The organism is Pseudomonas sp. NFIX28, from assembly GCF_900107395.1.
In the GTDB taxonomy this organism is placed as follows: domain Bacteria; phylum Pseudomonadota; class Gammaproteobacteria; order Pseudomonadales; family Pseudomonadaceae; genus Aquipseudomonas.
Genome location: NZ_FNPW01000015.1, coordinates 68932 through 84188 on the forward strand (window position 1 = coordinate 68932; position 15257 = coordinate 84188).

Below are 15257 nucleotides of genomic sequence, written 5' to 3' on the forward strand. Positions count from 1 at the left end.
CGCGAAGCGGATCGAGCGGGGAAAGGTCGAGACGTCCAGGAATAAGGACGACTGGGAGGCTCCGAGAGGGTGTTCATGCAAATCCTGTGAAGAAAAACGGACTTGAATCCTACAACCTCAACGGGAGTTTCCCATGGGGAAATCATTTCAAGATCTTATCGGGGTGCCTGGCCACCGCTATCGCAGACAAGCTCGCCCCAGCAAAAGCGAGCCTGCCCGTGCGACTCAATAACGCCCGGGCAAAAACCCGAGTTCCACCAGTTTGATATCGGTGTCACCCACCACCTGCACATGCTGGACGTTCTTCTCGTCCATGATGCCGGGGCAGGTAACGACGATGGTGCCCTTCGATTGAGTTGGACGCAGTTCGGCGACCTCCGGAAAATCGGCCGCCGACAGAGGGTGCGGGCAATAACCGATCCAGCCGATGGTCTGCCGGTCCTGGAACACCCGCTGCTTGCGAAAGTACTCGTTGGGAGCGGCCACGCCCCAATAGATCTCCGGCCAGAGATCGACCGCTGCGTTCATCAACTCGACAATGCCCTGTCGAGGGTCCGGCAGGCAACGGACCAGTGTCCCGGCTTCGGAAAACTCAATGCCCGCGGGCAGCGAACCGCCGCTTCGGGCGTGATAGGTGATCGAAAGCCCGCCCTTGAGCGGGTCGGATATCCCGTTCCACAACACAAAACTCATGTCGTTGACGTCGAAGTCCGAGTCTTTCCAGGAGGCTATTTCCCGCCGCAAGCTGCTCGGGTCGAGGAGCACATTGTGCGTCAGGCCATCATCCTTGCCTTCGGCGCACAAGAACCAGTTCTTGAGAATGGGGTCGATCTCGCCTATCGCCTTGAGAAAGGCCAGGCTCCTGTCGATTTGTTCCTGCTCGGTAACCTGGGCAATCTTCTGCTTATCAAAGCTCAGCTTGAAATTGAAACGCTTGAATGTGTCCATGAGTACTCCATACGGTCTCAGGCGATTAAGTCTGGGTTCTGCTTGTAGTACTCGTCCAGCGCCTTTTTTTCCTCGCGACGCATTTCCTGGTACTCCTCATCATCCTTGGTGCCAGGCATCGGGTTCCAGTAAGCCGTCAGGTTGGTGAGCCCACCTTCCTCGTACTTCTCGGAACAATACTCGTAGACCTCGCGCTGAAGAAAATGCCACTCGAGCCTCACCGGCGGGCTGGGTTTGGCCTTGTCTGCCTGCTTGAACGCCTTCACGATCAGGTCCTTCTCAAGGTTCTTGGCAAACTTAGGGTGCTTGAAACCGAGTATGAGCATGAATTTGTAGTTGGCCTTGGCCTCTTGCAAGGTACAGCGGTTTTTCACAAAACCGTCCCAATCCGTAGCACTCCACAGCCACTCCCAGGGAAACGGAAAGTTGGTCACCCAGTGTTGGTACCTGCTCGACAGGTCACTCATGCTGTGCCCTTTCCCGTTGACGGGAATATACATTTGCCCGTCTTCGGGAGGGCATTTCACACAGTCCTTCTTCTGGGTCTTGCAGTCTTTCTCGGCCTCCTTGGTCCGGTCCCGGGTGCTTGCGGGTGCATCCGTCTTGGGCAGTGCCTCAGGCTTGGTCCCGGGCAGCGGCAAAGGTTGCGGCACCGGCCTTGGGTTCGGTAGCGGCAATGGCCGGGGCACGACTTCCGGGGGCGGGATCGGCGATGGTCGGGGCGGCGGCATCGGCAATCGAGGCGGCGCGGGCATGGGCACCTCGAAGGGCAGCTTCGGCCCGCCGCGAGGTAATGGCATACGCAACGCGCCGGTCATGGGAGGCGCAAGTTGCGCGACGGCTCCGGAAATAAAACTGGTCATTCAGGCATCCCTGTCTTGAGTGCGGCCCGCCAGGCGCGTTGCCCCTGGACGAAATCCATGACGCTTTCGTAATCGCGAAAACGCTGCTCCGGGGCGTCGTTTACCGGCCTTTTCATCCATCGGACAAACCCGGGTGTTTCTTCGAAATCAGGAAATTGCAGGCCAAAGCGCATGAAGCTTTCAACCGTATCAGGCTCTTCGATTTGCAGCGCCCAGGCTTTTTCCCGGTAGTCCTTGAGGTACTGGATCGTCTGCCACTGGCCCTTCTGCTCAAGCCATTGAGGATTGTGCTGACGTATCTCGAGCATGATCTTCTCGATCACCTCATTTTGCCGAACCTGCTCCAGCGCTTTCAGCTGGTCTGCCGTCAACTCAAGCATGGCGAGCCTCCTGCCCGACCCGGTAATACGTCTGGTACGCCAGGACCAATGGCTGCCAGATCTGCCAGCGATCGAGCGGCAACATCAGGGCCATTCGCTGTTCGCTGTCCAGGACAGCCTCCAGGCTGCGGCGGACGATCGGGTTGTAATAACGAAACAACGCCATCCGGCCGTCCGGCAGACGGCTGAACAAATGGGATTTGAGATGGTTGCTCAGCGCCTCAAAGGAGCGCTCGCTCCACAGCCATGAAACCAGCGGCGACTTCTGGTCGCGCTCGATCAGCCAGTCGAGCAGTTGCGAGGCCTCATCGCTATCTGTCATGAACTCCACCAGCGCCGGCCCGCCACGGCTGATTTCGTCCAGCTCGGTAGCGGCCAGCAACCACTCGACGCGGATCGCCGCCCCGGCCGCGTCCAGGCGGTTCTCCAGGGTCATGTACCGGGCGCCATCCACCAGCACATAGAGCCGGGTTTCAGGGTGCTGCTCCAGACAGTGGCGGATATGGGTACGAAATTGCAGAAAATTCGGATCAGGCCGGCGTCCATTGCCAGGAACACTCATGATCAGTTCCCCAGGCTTTGCAGCGGGACAAAGGCTTCATTGCGCTGCGCCGCCGCCAACAGGCACGGCAGGCAAAGCCCGGGAATCTTGATCACGGGAGCGACAGCCGCGGCACTGACCTGCTGCCCGATGATCACGCTTCCCGACCCGCTCACCACCACATTCCCGTGATTGCCGGTTGTGCCCAGGGTCGCGACCGGCAAGCCATTGATCAGCACATTGGCAACCACCCCACTGACCAAGGCACTGCCGCAGGCCGTGGTGTCGGTCATCCGCGCCGCGCTGAGCCCATCGAACAATACGTCGGGCGATCCCGAGACAATCGGGTTACTGGCGTGCCCGGGCAACGGGCAAGCGGTCATATCAGTGACACGTGCCGCAGGTTTTCCACTCATGGCAATCTCCTTTATCCGTTAGGTATTGCGTGTTGTCCCTAGGCCATCGATCTGGAAGAGACCAAAGCGCCAACAGGCATCCTCCACATCGAATAATGCGAGCTGGCTGGCCGTCGAGCCGGGGGCCTTGAACGGGGGCGACATCTGCAGTGCTTCGGCAACCGTCCGCTCCATGGCCGCTGGCGCCCAATCGTCCAGTTCGTTGAGCTGCCGGTTGTAGTCCGGTGCGCCAACACTTTTATAGACACTTAGCAGGTACTCGGGTAATTCCGTGTCCGACCATTGCAGGTAATAACCCTGATCATCCAGGACCGGCCGGGTCCAGGCCGTCAGCCCGACCGGAATCACTTCCTGTCGATCGATACTGAGGAGGCAGTCGTCCTGGGCGGCGAAACCCAGGCAGATATTGAGTTTCAACCAGCCATTAGCCTGATTGAGAAGCTGGGAAGGATCGAACGATCGAAGTGGCACCACACGATAGTTGCGCAGATGGGAAGCGCGCAGGTAGATCTCCGCATCCAGCCGGGAAATGAACACCCGGACGGTGGGTGCATCAAGGTCGCCGACGCAGCTTATCTGCACCGGATCCAGGGCAGGCTGATCGTGAATACCGGTGACCGTGACCAAGCCATAAAGACGAATTGAGGATCTCAGTCCTTGAAATCGAACCATCCCACTCCCTCCGAGCAGCGCGATCTGTCAGGCGCTTGTCAGTCGTTCCATTGAGCCCGCCACTCTAGCAACCATGTACTGCGCAAGAAGTTGCGCAGTTGCGCTCGAAGCCTTGTGTCTACAGGCCCCGAAGAATTTTTTACAAAATATTTCAGGCGCTGCTGACCGGCTTAGAGCAGAACTACCTCAGCGGCCGCATCGCCCCTACCCCCGCAATGGGCTTCTGACCTGCTCGATATAACGCGCCACCGCCGGCGCCTTCTCGAAGCGGCGGTGGATCAGCGACAGCCAGGAAGAAGCCGTGCTGCCCTGGATCGGCCGGTACAACACATTGGGCAGCCCCACGTGTCCGACCACCGATTCCGGAACCACCGCCACGCCCTGCCCCAGGGACACCAGGGCCAGCACCGCCACCAGGCCGCCGGGCTGCGGTCCGAGTGTCGGCGCATAGCCGCCCTCGGCGGCCACTTGCAGGGTGCCGCTGATCTGTTCCGGAAGGATGAAGGTCTCGTGTTGCAGATGCGCCGGGGCGATTTCCGCCAGGCGCCCCAGCCAGGACTCGGCGGGCAGCGCCAGGACAAAGCCTTCGGCATCCAGGCGGACCGCCTCGACCCCGTCCGGCAGGGGCATGGGCGAGCGAATGTAGCCGATGTCGAACCGTCCCTCGGCCACCAGGCCGGGCAGCGCCGCCATCGGGCTTTCGCGCACGCTGAGACTGACGTCCGGGCAATCCTGGCTGAAGCGCTGCACCTGCTTTTGCAACAGCCCCGAATACACCGCCGAGGCCACGTAGCCCAATTCGATATGGCCGATTTCGCCGCGCCCGGCCCGCTGGGCATTACGTTGCGCGAACTCGAACTGGCGCACCGTGGCCTCGGCCTCGCGCACCAGGGCCGCGCCGGCCTCGGTCAGGCTGACCTCGCGCTGCTGGCGCAAAAACAAGCGGGTGCCCAGCGCCTGCTCCATGTCCTGGATCTGCCGGCTCAAAGTCGGTGGCGCGATGCCCAGATGCTCGGCGGCGCGAGTGAAACTGCGTTGCCGCGCCACCGCCAGGAAATAACGGAAATGACGGATTTCCATAAGTGCGTTAGCTCAAAGGTAATGAAGTGCTTCAACTCGCCTAACAAAGCCCGCAGGGGCCCGGGCTAAGCTGGCCGGACCTTCACAGTAGAGAGCCCACGCCATGCACGTCAAACCTCTGTTTCTGGCGCTGATCACTTGCTGCAGCGTGTCCACGAGTTTCGCCGCCGACAAAAATGCTCACATTGCCCAGAAAGCAATCCTGAATTTCGCCACCGCCCAGCAACTGCTCAATGCCGCCCAGGCAACCGCCAGCGCCAAGGGCTGGCCCTGCGCCGTGGCGATCGTCGACGACGGCGGTTGGCCGATCCTCAGCGCGCGCATGGACGGTGCGCCGGTGGTGGCCGGCATCGAGCTGGCCCAGGGCAAGGCGCGGACCTCGGCGTTGTTCAAACGTCCTTCGGGCGATCTGGAAAACGCCATCAACGGCGGGCGCCAGGCGGCCATCACCTCGGGCTTGCTGATGATGAAAGGCGCGCAGCCAATCCGCGTCGACGGCCAGGTGATCGGCGCCATCGGCATCAGCGCCGACACCCCGGCCCACGACGATGAAATCGCCCAGGCCGCCCTCGCCGCGCTGGACCAGCGGGTGCGGCCATGAAGCCGGCCAGCCCGCGCCTGACCTTGCTCACCGCCTCCGGGGTCTGCTCGCTGATTGTGCTCGACACCAATATAGTCGCGGTGACCCTGCCGAGCATCGCCCGCGACCTGGGGGCCAACTTCGCCGATATCGAATGGGTAGTCAGCGCCTACATGCTGGCCTTCGCCGCCCTGCTGCTGCCAGCCGGCAGCCTGGCCGACCGCTTCGGCCGCAAGCGCACCCTGCTCTGCGGCCTTGGGCTGTTCATCCTCGCCTCGCTCGGCTGCGGCGCGGCGCCCAACGTGCTGCTGCTCGACATCGCCCGGGCGATCAAGGGTGTCGGCGCGGCGTTGCTGCTGACCTCGGCCCTGGCCACCATCGGCCATACCTTCCATGACGAGGCCGAACGGGCCAGGGCCTGGGCGTTCTGGGGAGCCTGCATGGGCGTGGCGATGACCGCCGCGCCAACCATCGGCGGCTTGATCACCGAATTCATTGGCTGGCGCTGGATTTTCTACCTCAACCTGCCGGTGGGCGGGTTGCTGGTGCTGATGGTGCTGCGCGCGATACCGGAGTCGCGCGACACCCAGGCCGCGCGCCTCGACCCTTGGGGCAGCCTGGCGTTCAGCGCCAGCCTGCTGTGCCTGATCTGGGGCCTGATCGAGGCCAATCGCATCGGCTGGAGCCACCCGCTGACCTACACCCGGCTGCTGGGCGGCGCGGCATTGCTCGGGCTGTTCTTGCTGATCGAAGGGGTGCAGCGCCGGCCCATGGTCGATTTGCAACTGTTCCGCCATCCGCGCTTCATCGGCGCCCTGCTGGGGATGTTCGCCTACGCCGGCTGTGCCCAGGTGATGATGACCCTGCTGCCGTTCTACCTGCAGAACGGCCTGGGCTTCTCGGCCATCGCTTCGGGGCTGGGCATGCTGCCGTTCGCCCTGACGATGTTGATCTGCCCACGCATCGGCGTGCGCCTGGCGACGCGCTATGCGCCGGCGACCTTGATGGCCGCCGGCCTGACCCTGGTCGGCTGCGGCAACCTGCTGAGCGCCTGGGCCCTGCACGGCGGCGGTTACCTGAATTTCGCCCTGGCAATCGCGGTGACGGGCGCCGGCGCCGGCCTGCTCAACGGCGACACGCAGAAAAACATCATGGCCTGCGTGCCCCGCGACCGCGCCGGCATGGCCTCGGGGCTGAGCACCACCATGCGCTTCAGCGCCATCATGCTGGCCATCGGCGTGTTCGGCGCCCTGCTCGGCAGCCATACCCAGCAACGGCTGCAAGCCAGCCTGGGTGAAAACGCCGCGCATTGGCTCGACCAGGCCCAGGCCATCGCCTCGCGGGTAGTGGCCGGCGACATGCCCGCCGCCCTGGCGTTGCTGCCCGACTCGGCGAAAACAATCGTCGAACCGCTGGCGCGCCAGGCCTTTGTCGACGGCTTCGGCATGGTGCTCTGGGTGGCCGGCCTCCTGGCGCTGCTGGCGGCGCTGACGGTCGGCACGCTGATGCGCAACCCCATCCCGCAGCCGCAACCTTTGACGCTGAGCGTGGATTAAAAGGAAGTTAGCCGTCCTTTCTTAAAGATGCGGCAGCCCTGTATTGGGTCGGTCGTGATCTTCACCTCTCAAAAATCTCGGAGTGCTCTACACATGGACACTCCATTTTTTGATGGCTACTGCAGGCTATTAAACACTCTGCTGTTTTGTGACCACGATGAACTTTCATATGGGAAATACGCCGTCTTGCTCTCGGAACAGCATGGACAATGGCGAATTATGAACGTACGGCTAAATTCATATATTTATCCTCCCGAGCATTCCTGTAATATTCGCTCACCTAACGTACTCATCATCTTCAATGGCAAAGGACCTACAAGAGTTAAGGATTACGTTAAATTGGCGCTCGGTATCAAAACAGCCATTTTTAGGCTTGCCTCGAAAATCGACCTGCCAAATACCTCCCACAAGAAAACAGCCCCCGTCGCATATTTTTTGGAAAAGAGAGTGCCCATCGGCATGGAGCCCCATCACGGAGGCGGCCCGGCACACATACACCATCAGGGTAGGGACGACGGGGTTAGGATTACATGAATTAGAGGGTGTGCTGATTTTGAATATTGTTCCCCGGCCTCAAATGAATGCTCATGCGGATGAAATTGACCTGTTTGCATTGTTCCAATCCGTTTGGCAGCAAAAGAAGCTAATAATTGGCTGTACCGTAGCCGTGACCCTGGGAGGGCTGGCTTATGCGTTATTGGCTCCGCGTATATATGAGGTCAGCAGCGTGTTACGCCCTGCTGCACTGAATGAACTCGACGCACTCAACCGTTCGGAAGTCTATAAGCTACCGCCTGCAGATGCCCTGTCCAAGGTTGGCGCCGCTCTTGAATCCTATGAAACACGGCTTGAGTTCTTCCGCTCACATCAAGATCTATTTCAGGCTTTTAAGCGCCCGGGACAAACCCTTGAACAGAGTTTCGAGGATTTCAACCGCAACTCGATCAATTTGATCCTTCCGGATCCCAAAGCCAGCAACACCCTGAGTAGTTACATCAAGTTGGAAATGCAGTACCCCAAGAATGTCGACGGAGTAGCGATCCTCAATGGTTTTGTCGAATACGCCATTGATGCCGAACGCGAGCGCATCGGCGCCGACCTCAAGGTCATCGTCAACAACCGGCTTAATGAACTCAAGGGCAAGATCGCCGCAGCGCGCTCCAACTATAAAACCGACAAGGAATCGAAAATCGCATCCTTGCTCGAAAGCGATAACATTCGCCGCGCCCAACTCGAAGACGAACTCAAAGCATTACGCCTGCAGTTAAAGGAACAACGCAAGGACCGCATGGCCGAGTTGACCGAGGCGATTTCCATTGCCAAGTCGATGGGCATTCGCACTCCAACCACCCCATCCTCGATGTCTGATGCCTCGCATGGCAGTTCGACCCAAGTCATACGCACTGAAGTCAATACGCAAGATATCCCGCTGTACTTCATGGGTTACGAAACCCTTGAGGCTGAGCGCACAGCCTTGCAGAAACGCACCACTGACGATTTCACCGAGAAACGCATCGCTGAAATTGGCAAGGAACTGCAGATGCTGCGGATCAATCGCCAGGTGCAGGAACTGAACAAGCGTTCCAACGAAGACATTTTCTTGAAGGATGTCTTCCCGCTCAGGGCTGAAGTTGCCCGACTGCGCAACCTGAACATCGATATGGACCGACTGAAACTGGTCACCATCGATCGCAAGGCGTTGCAGCCGGTGACCCCGATCAAGCCGAAGCCCGTATTGGTCGTCGTCCTGTCGTTGATGTTGGGCTTAACACTCGGTATGGCGGTCGCCTTGCTTCGTCATTTCATCCACTCGTATCGAGCATCACACGCCAAGGCTTTACTCGCGACTCCAGTATTGCTGGACCAGTCAGGCAAGGTTCGAGGCAAAGACGATGATACGACGCAGTAAGCCACCACTCGACTTACCAACCTGAACTCCTTTCTTTTGGGCGACCGCACGGTCGCCCAAGTTGTTTTCATAGCCTGTAAATCAGGGCACCCATATGTTGATCGCAACTTCGGCCAGGGCAGGAGCTGCTGGAGTTCGTCCAGGCTGAACCCAGCCTAACTGGGCACACGGTTTGCCCTTGCGCTCTTCCAGGCAAAGAACGGAACCCCGGCCCCGGCGCATCCGTCCGTCGGCTGGGGGGCTCAATTCGCGCGACGGGTCGCAAAAAAACACCTGCACGCCCGGCAAAAAAATGCGCCGCTGCTAGGATTTTTGGCGGACCTCACCCTAATAAAAGGAGTAACACATGAGAGTCGCCCACCTTACCCTGGCTTGCGCCCTCACCCTCGGACTGGCCGGTTGCAATTCCATCGCCGGCAAGACCAATACCCTGAGCGATGAACAGATCAAATCCCAGACCAGCGGCGCCCTGGGTTATGCGCCCTCGGACGTCAGTATCGTCAGCCGTCGCACCGAAGGCACCAATACCTACGTGGCCTTGAAAACCAACGACAACAAGGAGTTCAACTGCATCATCAACGGCGGCAACCTGCTTACCCTGGGCATGACCAACCCACCTTCCTGCGCCAGGAAAGGCGAAGCCATCCGTTCCGCTCCCTTCGGCGGCTAAACGCTGATCCGGGGCAGTCGCCAGCAGGCCAACAGGCTCAGGGGCGGACTGCCCTCACTCCGTCACAGCCCATCGATATGCCGGTACTGCGCATCCAGTAGCTGCGCCAGTTCACGAGCGCGGCCGAGGCGGATCGGCCCGCGTTCGATATCGATCAACAGGGTCGGGCAACCCAGGCCTGCCAGCGGCGGCAGGATTTTCAGCCGGCCATCGGTGAGCAGCAGCACCCGCTGCTGTTCGGCCGGATAGCGTTTCTGCCGGCAGACCAGCCAGCGCCCGGCCTCGGCCAAGGCCGCCAGCAACGGCGTGCCGCCCCCCGCCCCCAGGTCGTCGAGCCAGCCCCGCAGATCCTTGGTGGCTTTCAGCCCCTGCACCTGCCAGTTCGGCGCGCGACCGCTGGCGGTCAGCAGGGCCAGGCGCGCACGCTGGCGGTAAGCATCGTCGAACAGCTGGGCCAGCAGGCCCTTGGCATCGCTCAGCGCCTGATGGCGGCGGGTCGAGGCCGAGGCATCGACGATCACCAGCCACAGTTCATGGGGCGAACGGCTGCGCAGGTGCCATAACAGATCATCGCGCTGGCGTGGCCGGCCATTGAGCAAGGTGCCCGGCCAGTTGATCGAGCCGTGGACGGCCGCGCGCGCGCGGCCTTGCCTGCCCTTGTCCAATCGCCCGGCGCGGGGTTTGGCATTCGCCCCCGCGTCGGACCGGGGGCGAATGCCTAGGGCTTTTTTGGCCAGCTCGGCACTTCGCGTCGGGCCCCGGTAGGCAACGCCTGGGCCGGCAGTTCGCCCCATTGGCCCTGGCCTTCGGCGGGACGGGATTGGCCCGGCGATGGCGCGGAAGACGGCTGCGGCGCGGGCGCCGCGCTCGGTGGGTTGTCGCGACGACGATGGCGCAGGGCGAATTCGGCCACGGCGTCGATGTCCAGCTCATCGATAGCGTGGGCACCGCGCCAGGCCGCATGGGCCCGGGCGGCACGCAGCCAGACCAGGTCCGCGCGCAAGCCATCGACGCCGGCAGCGAAACAACGTTCAGTGATGCGCTCCAGCGCACGGTCGTCCAGGGCAATTTCCGCCAGCAACAGCCGGGCCCGCTGGCAGCGCTGGCGCAGCGCCTCCTGCTCGGCGGCCCACTGCTCACAGAAAGCCTGGGGGTCGCTGTCGAAATCCAGCCGGCGACGAATGATCTGCCCGCGCTCAGTGGGCGGCGTCTGCCCGCTCAGGGCGACATTCAGGCCAAAGCGATCCAGCAGTTGCGGGCGCAACTCGCCCTCTTCCGGGTTCATCGTGCCGATCAGCACGAAGCGGGCCGAATGCCGGTGGGAAATACCGTCGCGCTCGATCAGGTTGGTGCCGCTGGCGGCCACGTCCAGCAGCAAGTCCACCAGATGGTCCGGCAGCAGGTTCACCTCATCGACGTAGAGCACCCCGCCATCGGCCTTGGCCAGTACGCCCGGGGAAAACTGCGCCCGGCCCTCGCCCAGCGCCGCGTCCAGGTCCAGGGTGCCCACCAGGCGCTCCTCGGTCGCGCCCAGGGGCAAGGTGACGAACTGCCCGCTCGCCAGCAGGTCCGCCAGGCCACGGGCCAGGGTCGACTTGGCCATGCCACGCGGGCCTTCGATCAACACCCCGCCGATTTTCGGGTCGATGGCCGTCAGGCACAGCGCCAGTTTCAAGGCATCGGCGCCGACCACGGCGGACAGCGGGAAATGTGGGGTATCGCTCATGTCGGTTCTCGGTAAAGGGATGCACGAACATCAATCGGTGTAGCCGCTGCCGCAGGCTGCGATAAGGCCCGAAGGGCCTTCCAGCTGCCTCAAGAGCGCGTCCCCTGCGGGGCCGATCGCAGCCTTCGGCAGCGGCTACAGTCACGAATCTTCTTCTATATCCAGCAGCAGGTTTTCCAGGGCCTCGCGGTACTCGCCGGGCTCTTGCCACAGCCCGCGCTGCTGGGCCTCGAGCAGGCGCTCGGTCATGTCGCGCAACGCATGCGGGTTGTGCTGCCGGATGAATTCGCGGGTCGCCGGGTCCAGCAGATAGGCGTCGGCCAGCAAGGCGTACTGGTGATCGTCGATCAGTTGGGTGGTGGCGTCGAAGGCGAACAGATTGTCCACGGTGGCGGCCATTTCAAAGGCGCCCTTGTAGCCGTGGCGTTTCACCCCTTCGATCCACTTCGGATTGGCCGCGCGGGAGCGGATCACCCGGTTCAGCTCTTCCTTGAGGCTGCGGATTTTCGGCAGGTCCGGCTGGCTATGGTCGCCGTGGTAACTGGCGGCCGTATTGCCACTGAGGCTTTCCACGGCGGCGAGCATGCCGCCCTGGAACTGGTAGTAGTCGTTGGAATCCAGCAGGTCGTGTTCGCGGTTGTCCTGGTTCTGCAGCACGGCCTGCACCTGGCTCAGGCGCTGGGCGAACTGTTCCCGCGCCGCTGTGCCTTCGTCGGCGCCGCCATAGGCGTAGCCGCCCCAATTGAGGTAGACCTCGGCCAGGTCCTCGCGGCTCTGCCACAGGCGACCGTCGATGGCGCCCTGCACGCCCGCGCCATAGGCCCCGGGCTTGGCGCCGAAGATCCGCCAGCCGGCCTGGCGCCGCGCCGCATCGGCATCCAGGCCGGACTGCTCCAGCGCTTGGCGCTCGGCGCGGACCTTGGCCGCCAGGGGGTTGAGATCGTCCGGCTCGTCCAGCGCGGCCACCGCCTGCACCGCGGCGTCGAACAGCCGGATCAGGTTGGCGAAGGCATCACGAAAGAATCCGGACACGCGCAGGGTCACGTCCACCCGCGGGCGGTCCAGCAGGCTCAGCGGCAGGATCTCGAAGTCGTCGACCCGCTGGCTGCCGGTGGCCCATACCGGGCGCACGCCCATCAGCGCCATGGCCTGGGCGATATCGTCGCCGCCGGTGCGCATGGTGGCGGTGCCCCACACCGACAGGCCGAGCTGGCGCAGGTGATCGCCATGGTCCTGCAGGTGCCGCTCGAGGATCAGGTTGGCCGACTGGAAGCCGATGCGCCAGGCGGTAGTGGTCGGCAAGTTGCGCACGTCCACCGAATAGAAGTTGCGCCCGGTGGGCAGCACATCCAGGCGCCCGCGACTCGGTGCGCCGCTAGGCCCGGCCGGCACGAAACGCCCGCCGAGGGCGTCCAGCAAGCCGCGCATTTCCGCCGGGCCGCAGGCATCCAGGCGCGGCGCCACCACGTCGCGCAGGCTGTCGATGATCGCCTTGACCTCGCTCCAGCCGGGCTCGTCCAGTTGCGCGACTTCACCCGACAACGCTACTTCGATCAAATGCCCGGCGAACAGCTCCAGACGCTCCCGCGTATCGCCGGCGGTGCGCCACAGTTGCTCGCTGAGGTCCTGCAAGGCCTGTGGCCGGCGCCCGCTCCAGGGCTCGGCCAGGGCGCAATCGAGCGGGTCGAAACCCAGCTCGAAAGCCTTGGCCAGGGCCCGCAGCAAGCTCGACTGCGCGCCCCGGCCATCGCCACGGGGAATGCGCAGCAAGGCCAGCAAGGTATCGATGCGCAGGCGGCCGACAGGCGATTCGCCGAACACATGCAGGCCGTCGCGGATCTGCGACTCTTTCAGATCGCACAGGTAGGTATCCAGCCGTGGCAGCCAGAGCGCGGCATCGGCCTCGCCGTCGAGCTGCCCGTCCAGTTGCAGTTCGCGGTCGATATGGGTCACGCGCACCAGCTTGAGAATGTCTTTTTGCAGCTCGCGGGCGCGGCGCGGGTCGAGCAGCTGCGCTTCGTAGTATTCGTCGGCCAGCAGTTCCAGGTCGCGCAATGGGCCATAGGTTTCGGCGCGGGTCAGCGGCGGCATCAGATGGTCGATGATCACCGCCTGGGTCCGGCGCTTGGCCTGGGCGCCCTCGCCCGGGTCGTTGACGATGAATGGATAGATGTTCGGCAGCGGCCCCAGCAGCGCGTCCGGCCAGCAGTTCTCGGACAGGCCGACGCCCTTGCCCGGCAGCCATTCCAGGTTGCCGTGCTTGCCGACATGGATCAGCCCATGGGCGCCGCAGGTGTGGCGCAGCCAGAAATAGAACGCCAGGTAAGCATGCGGTGGGACCAGGTCCGGGTCGTGATAGACCGCGCTCGGATCGACCTGATAACCGCGCGCCGGCTGGATGCCGACAAAGGTCAGGCCAAAACGCAGGCCGGCGATCATCAGCCGCCCGCCGCGGAACATCGGGTCGTTTTCCGGGCCGCCCCAACGCTCGAGCACCGCCAGGCGGTTGGCTTCGGGCAGCGCGTCGAACATGGCCTGGTACTCGTCCAGCGCCAGGCTTTGCTGGCACGGGCGCAGGTCGAGGCTGTCCAGGTCGTTGCTGACGCCGCCCAGCAGTTGCTGGATCAGTGCCGTCCCGCTGTCCGGCAACTCGGCCGGCAGCGGATAACCCTCGGCGTGCAGCGCGCGCAGGATATTCAGCGCCGCCGCCGGCGTGTCCAGGCCCACGCCGTTGCCGATGCGGCCGTCGCGGGTCGGGTAGTTGGCGAGGATCAGGGCGATGCGTTTTTCGGCATTCGGCAGCCGCGCCAGATCGATCCAGCGCCGCGCCAGTTCGGCGACAAAGTCCATGCGCTCGGGGGCGGACCGGTAGCAGACCACGTCCGACTGGCTGCGCTCGCTGCGCCAGGCCAGGTCCTTGAAGCTGATGGGCCGGCTGATGATGCGCCCGTCCAGCTCCGGCAAGGCGATGTGCATCGCCAGGTCCCGCGGGCCCAGGCCCTGCTCGCTGGCGCGCCAGCCCGGTTCGTTGTCCTGGGCGCAGATGGCCTGGATCACCGGGATGTTGCGGCGAAACGGCCGCAGGTGCGGCGCCTCCGGGCTGGACTGAGCAAAGCCGGTGGTGTTGAGGATCACCCCGGCCTCGACTTCGTCCAGCAGGTCCTCGACCACCGCCAGGCAGCCGGGCTCCTTCAGGCTGGCCAGGGCAATCGGCAAGGGGTTGAGGCCCGCCGCCAGCAAGCGCTCACAGAACTCGTCGATAAAGGCCGTGTTGGCCGCCTGCAAATGCGAGCGGTAGAACAGCAGCGCCGCCACCGGCTGGCCGGTCCGCCAGTCGGCTTGCCAGTCGCCGAGGGCGGCGCTGCTTTGGTGTGGGTGGTAGATCGCCGTGCGCGGCAGGGTCTGCGGCTCCGACCAGGAGTAATCGCACCCCAGCCAGCCACTGGCCAGGCAGCGGTACAGGTTCAGCGCATTGCCCATGCCGCCCTGGCGCAGGAAGTGCCAGAGACGCTCGCGATCGGCGCTGGGCACCGTGCTCAGGTCGCTCAGCTCCGGGTCCGGGCGGTCGTCGCCCGGCACCAGGATCAGCTGCACGCCGCGCTGCGCCAGCTGCACCAATTGCTCGATGCCATAGCGCCAATAGGCGATGCCACCGTGCAGGGAAAGCAGGATCACCTTGGCGTGGCGCAGCACCTGGTCGACATACAGGTCGACCGAGGCGTGGTTCTGCACCTGCATCGGGTTGGCCAGGCGAAAGCTCGGGTAATCCTCCGGCAGTTGCTGCGCCGCTTCGGCCAGCAGCGCCAGGCTGGAATCGCCGCTGCACAGGATCACCAGCTCGGCGGGGGTTTGTCCAAGGTCGGCAATGTTGTCGTCCGACACGAAACCGCCGGGCTGGGTCCTGAGCAGGTGCATG

Annotated in this window: 14 protein-coding genes; 4 read left to right on the forward strand and 10 right to left on the reverse strand. The window is 63.2% G+C overall.

Features of this window, described 5'->3' with window-relative positions; translation table 11 throughout:
- Positions 1–225: 225 nt before the first annotated feature.
- From BLV20_RS24625 to BLV20_RS24655, 7 genes are all read right to left on the reverse strand, one after another.
- Entirely contained in the window at positions 226–948 is a 723-nt protein-coding gene (locus BLV20_RS24625; protein WP_092305028.1) for an Imm52 family immunity protein, read from the reverse strand.
- Between the two features lie 17 nt (positions 949–965).
- The gene (locus tag BLV20_RS31810; protein WP_274303817.1) at positions 966–1811 is read right to left on the reverse strand and encodes a Tox-REase-5 domain-containing protein; all 846 of its coding nucleotides are present in this window, start codon (positions 1809–1811) and stop codon (positions 966–968) included.
- The gene (locus BLV20_RS24635) at positions 1808–2191 is read right to left on the reverse strand and encodes a hypothetical protein (RefSeq protein WP_092305029.1); all 384 of its coding nucleotides are present in this window, start codon (positions 2189–2191) and stop codon (positions 1808–1810) included. Before BLV20_RS24635 ends, BLV20_RS31810 begins: the two co-directional genes overlap by 4 nt.
- Complete coding sequence (locus BLV20_RS24640; protein WP_092305030.1) at positions 2184–2753, reverse strand: DUF4123 domain-containing protein; 570 nt, start codon at positions 2751–2753, stop codon at positions 2184–2186. Before BLV20_RS24640 ends, BLV20_RS24635 begins: the two co-directional genes overlap by 8 nt.
- Positions 2754–2755: 2 nt before the next feature.
- Positions 2756–3148, reverse strand: coding sequence for a PAAR domain-containing protein (locus tag BLV20_RS24645; RefSeq protein ID WP_009044450.1), 393 nt, complete (start codon positions 3146–3148; stop codon positions 2756–2758).
- 18 nt (positions 3149–3166) lie between these two features.
- Positions 3167–3820 (reverse strand): hypothetical protein, encoded by a 654-nt coding sequence (locus tag BLV20_RS24650; RefSeq protein WP_139192741.1) that lies wholly within the window; start codon positions 3818–3820, stop codon positions 3167–3169.
- Between the two features lie 204 nt (positions 3821–4024).
- Positions 4025–4900 (reverse strand): LysR family transcriptional regulator, encoded by an 876-nt coding sequence (locus BLV20_RS24655; protein WP_092305032.1) that lies wholly within the window; start codon positions 4898–4900, stop codon positions 4025–4027.
- A 103-nt stretch (positions 4901–5003) separates the two neighbouring features.
- Between BLV20_RS24655 and BLV20_RS24660 the strand changes: the two genes are divergently transcribed.
- The 4 genes from BLV20_RS24660 to BLV20_RS24675 all read left to right on the forward strand — a co-directional run bounded on the left by BLV20_RS24660 (position 5004) and on the right by BLV20_RS24675 (position 9615).
- Entirely contained in the window at positions 5004–5501 is a 498-nt protein-coding gene (locus BLV20_RS24660) for a GlcG/HbpS family heme-binding protein (RefSeq protein WP_092305033.1), read from the forward strand.
- Entirely contained in the window at positions 5498–7036 is a 1539-nt protein-coding gene (locus BLV20_RS24665; protein WP_092305034.1) for an MFS transporter, read from the forward strand. Before BLV20_RS24660 ends, BLV20_RS24665 begins: the two co-directional genes overlap by 4 nt.
- Before the next feature lie 577 nt (positions 7037–7613).
- Positions 7614–8945, forward strand: coding sequence for a Wzz/FepE/Etk N-terminal domain-containing protein (locus tag BLV20_RS24670; RefSeq protein ID WP_092305130.1), 1332 nt, complete (start codon positions 7614–7616; stop codon positions 8943–8945).
- Positions 8946–9291: 346 nt separating this feature from the next.
- Positions 9292–9615, forward strand: a complete 324-nt coding sequence (locus tag BLV20_RS24675) for a hypothetical protein (RefSeq protein WP_092305035.1) — start codon at positions 9292–9294, stop codon at positions 9613–9615.
- Positions 9616–9677: 62 nt separating this feature from the next.
- Here the strand turns inward: BLV20_RS24675 and BLV20_RS24680 are convergent, their stop codons facing one another.
- The 3 genes from BLV20_RS24680 to cobN form a co-directional block, all read right to left on the reverse strand.
- Positions 9678–10280 (reverse strand): vWA domain-containing protein, encoded by a 603-nt coding sequence (locus tag BLV20_RS24680; RefSeq protein ID WP_175540260.1) that lies wholly within the window; start codon positions 10278–10280, stop codon positions 9678–9680.
- Positions 10281–10333: 53 nt separating this feature from the next.
- The gene (locus BLV20_RS24685) at positions 10334–11341 is read right to left on the reverse strand and encodes a magnesium chelatase ATPase subunit I (RefSeq protein WP_092305036.1); all 1008 of its coding nucleotides are present in this window, start codon (positions 11339–11341) and stop codon (positions 10334–10336) included.
- Between the two features lie 141 nt (positions 11342–11482).
- On the reverse strand, positions 11483–15256 hold the full coding sequence (cobN, locus tag BLV20_RS24690; protein WP_092305037.1) for a cobaltochelatase subunit CobN: 3774 nt from the start codon (positions 15254–15256) through the stop codon (positions 11483–11485).
- Position 15257: the final 1 nt, after the last annotated feature.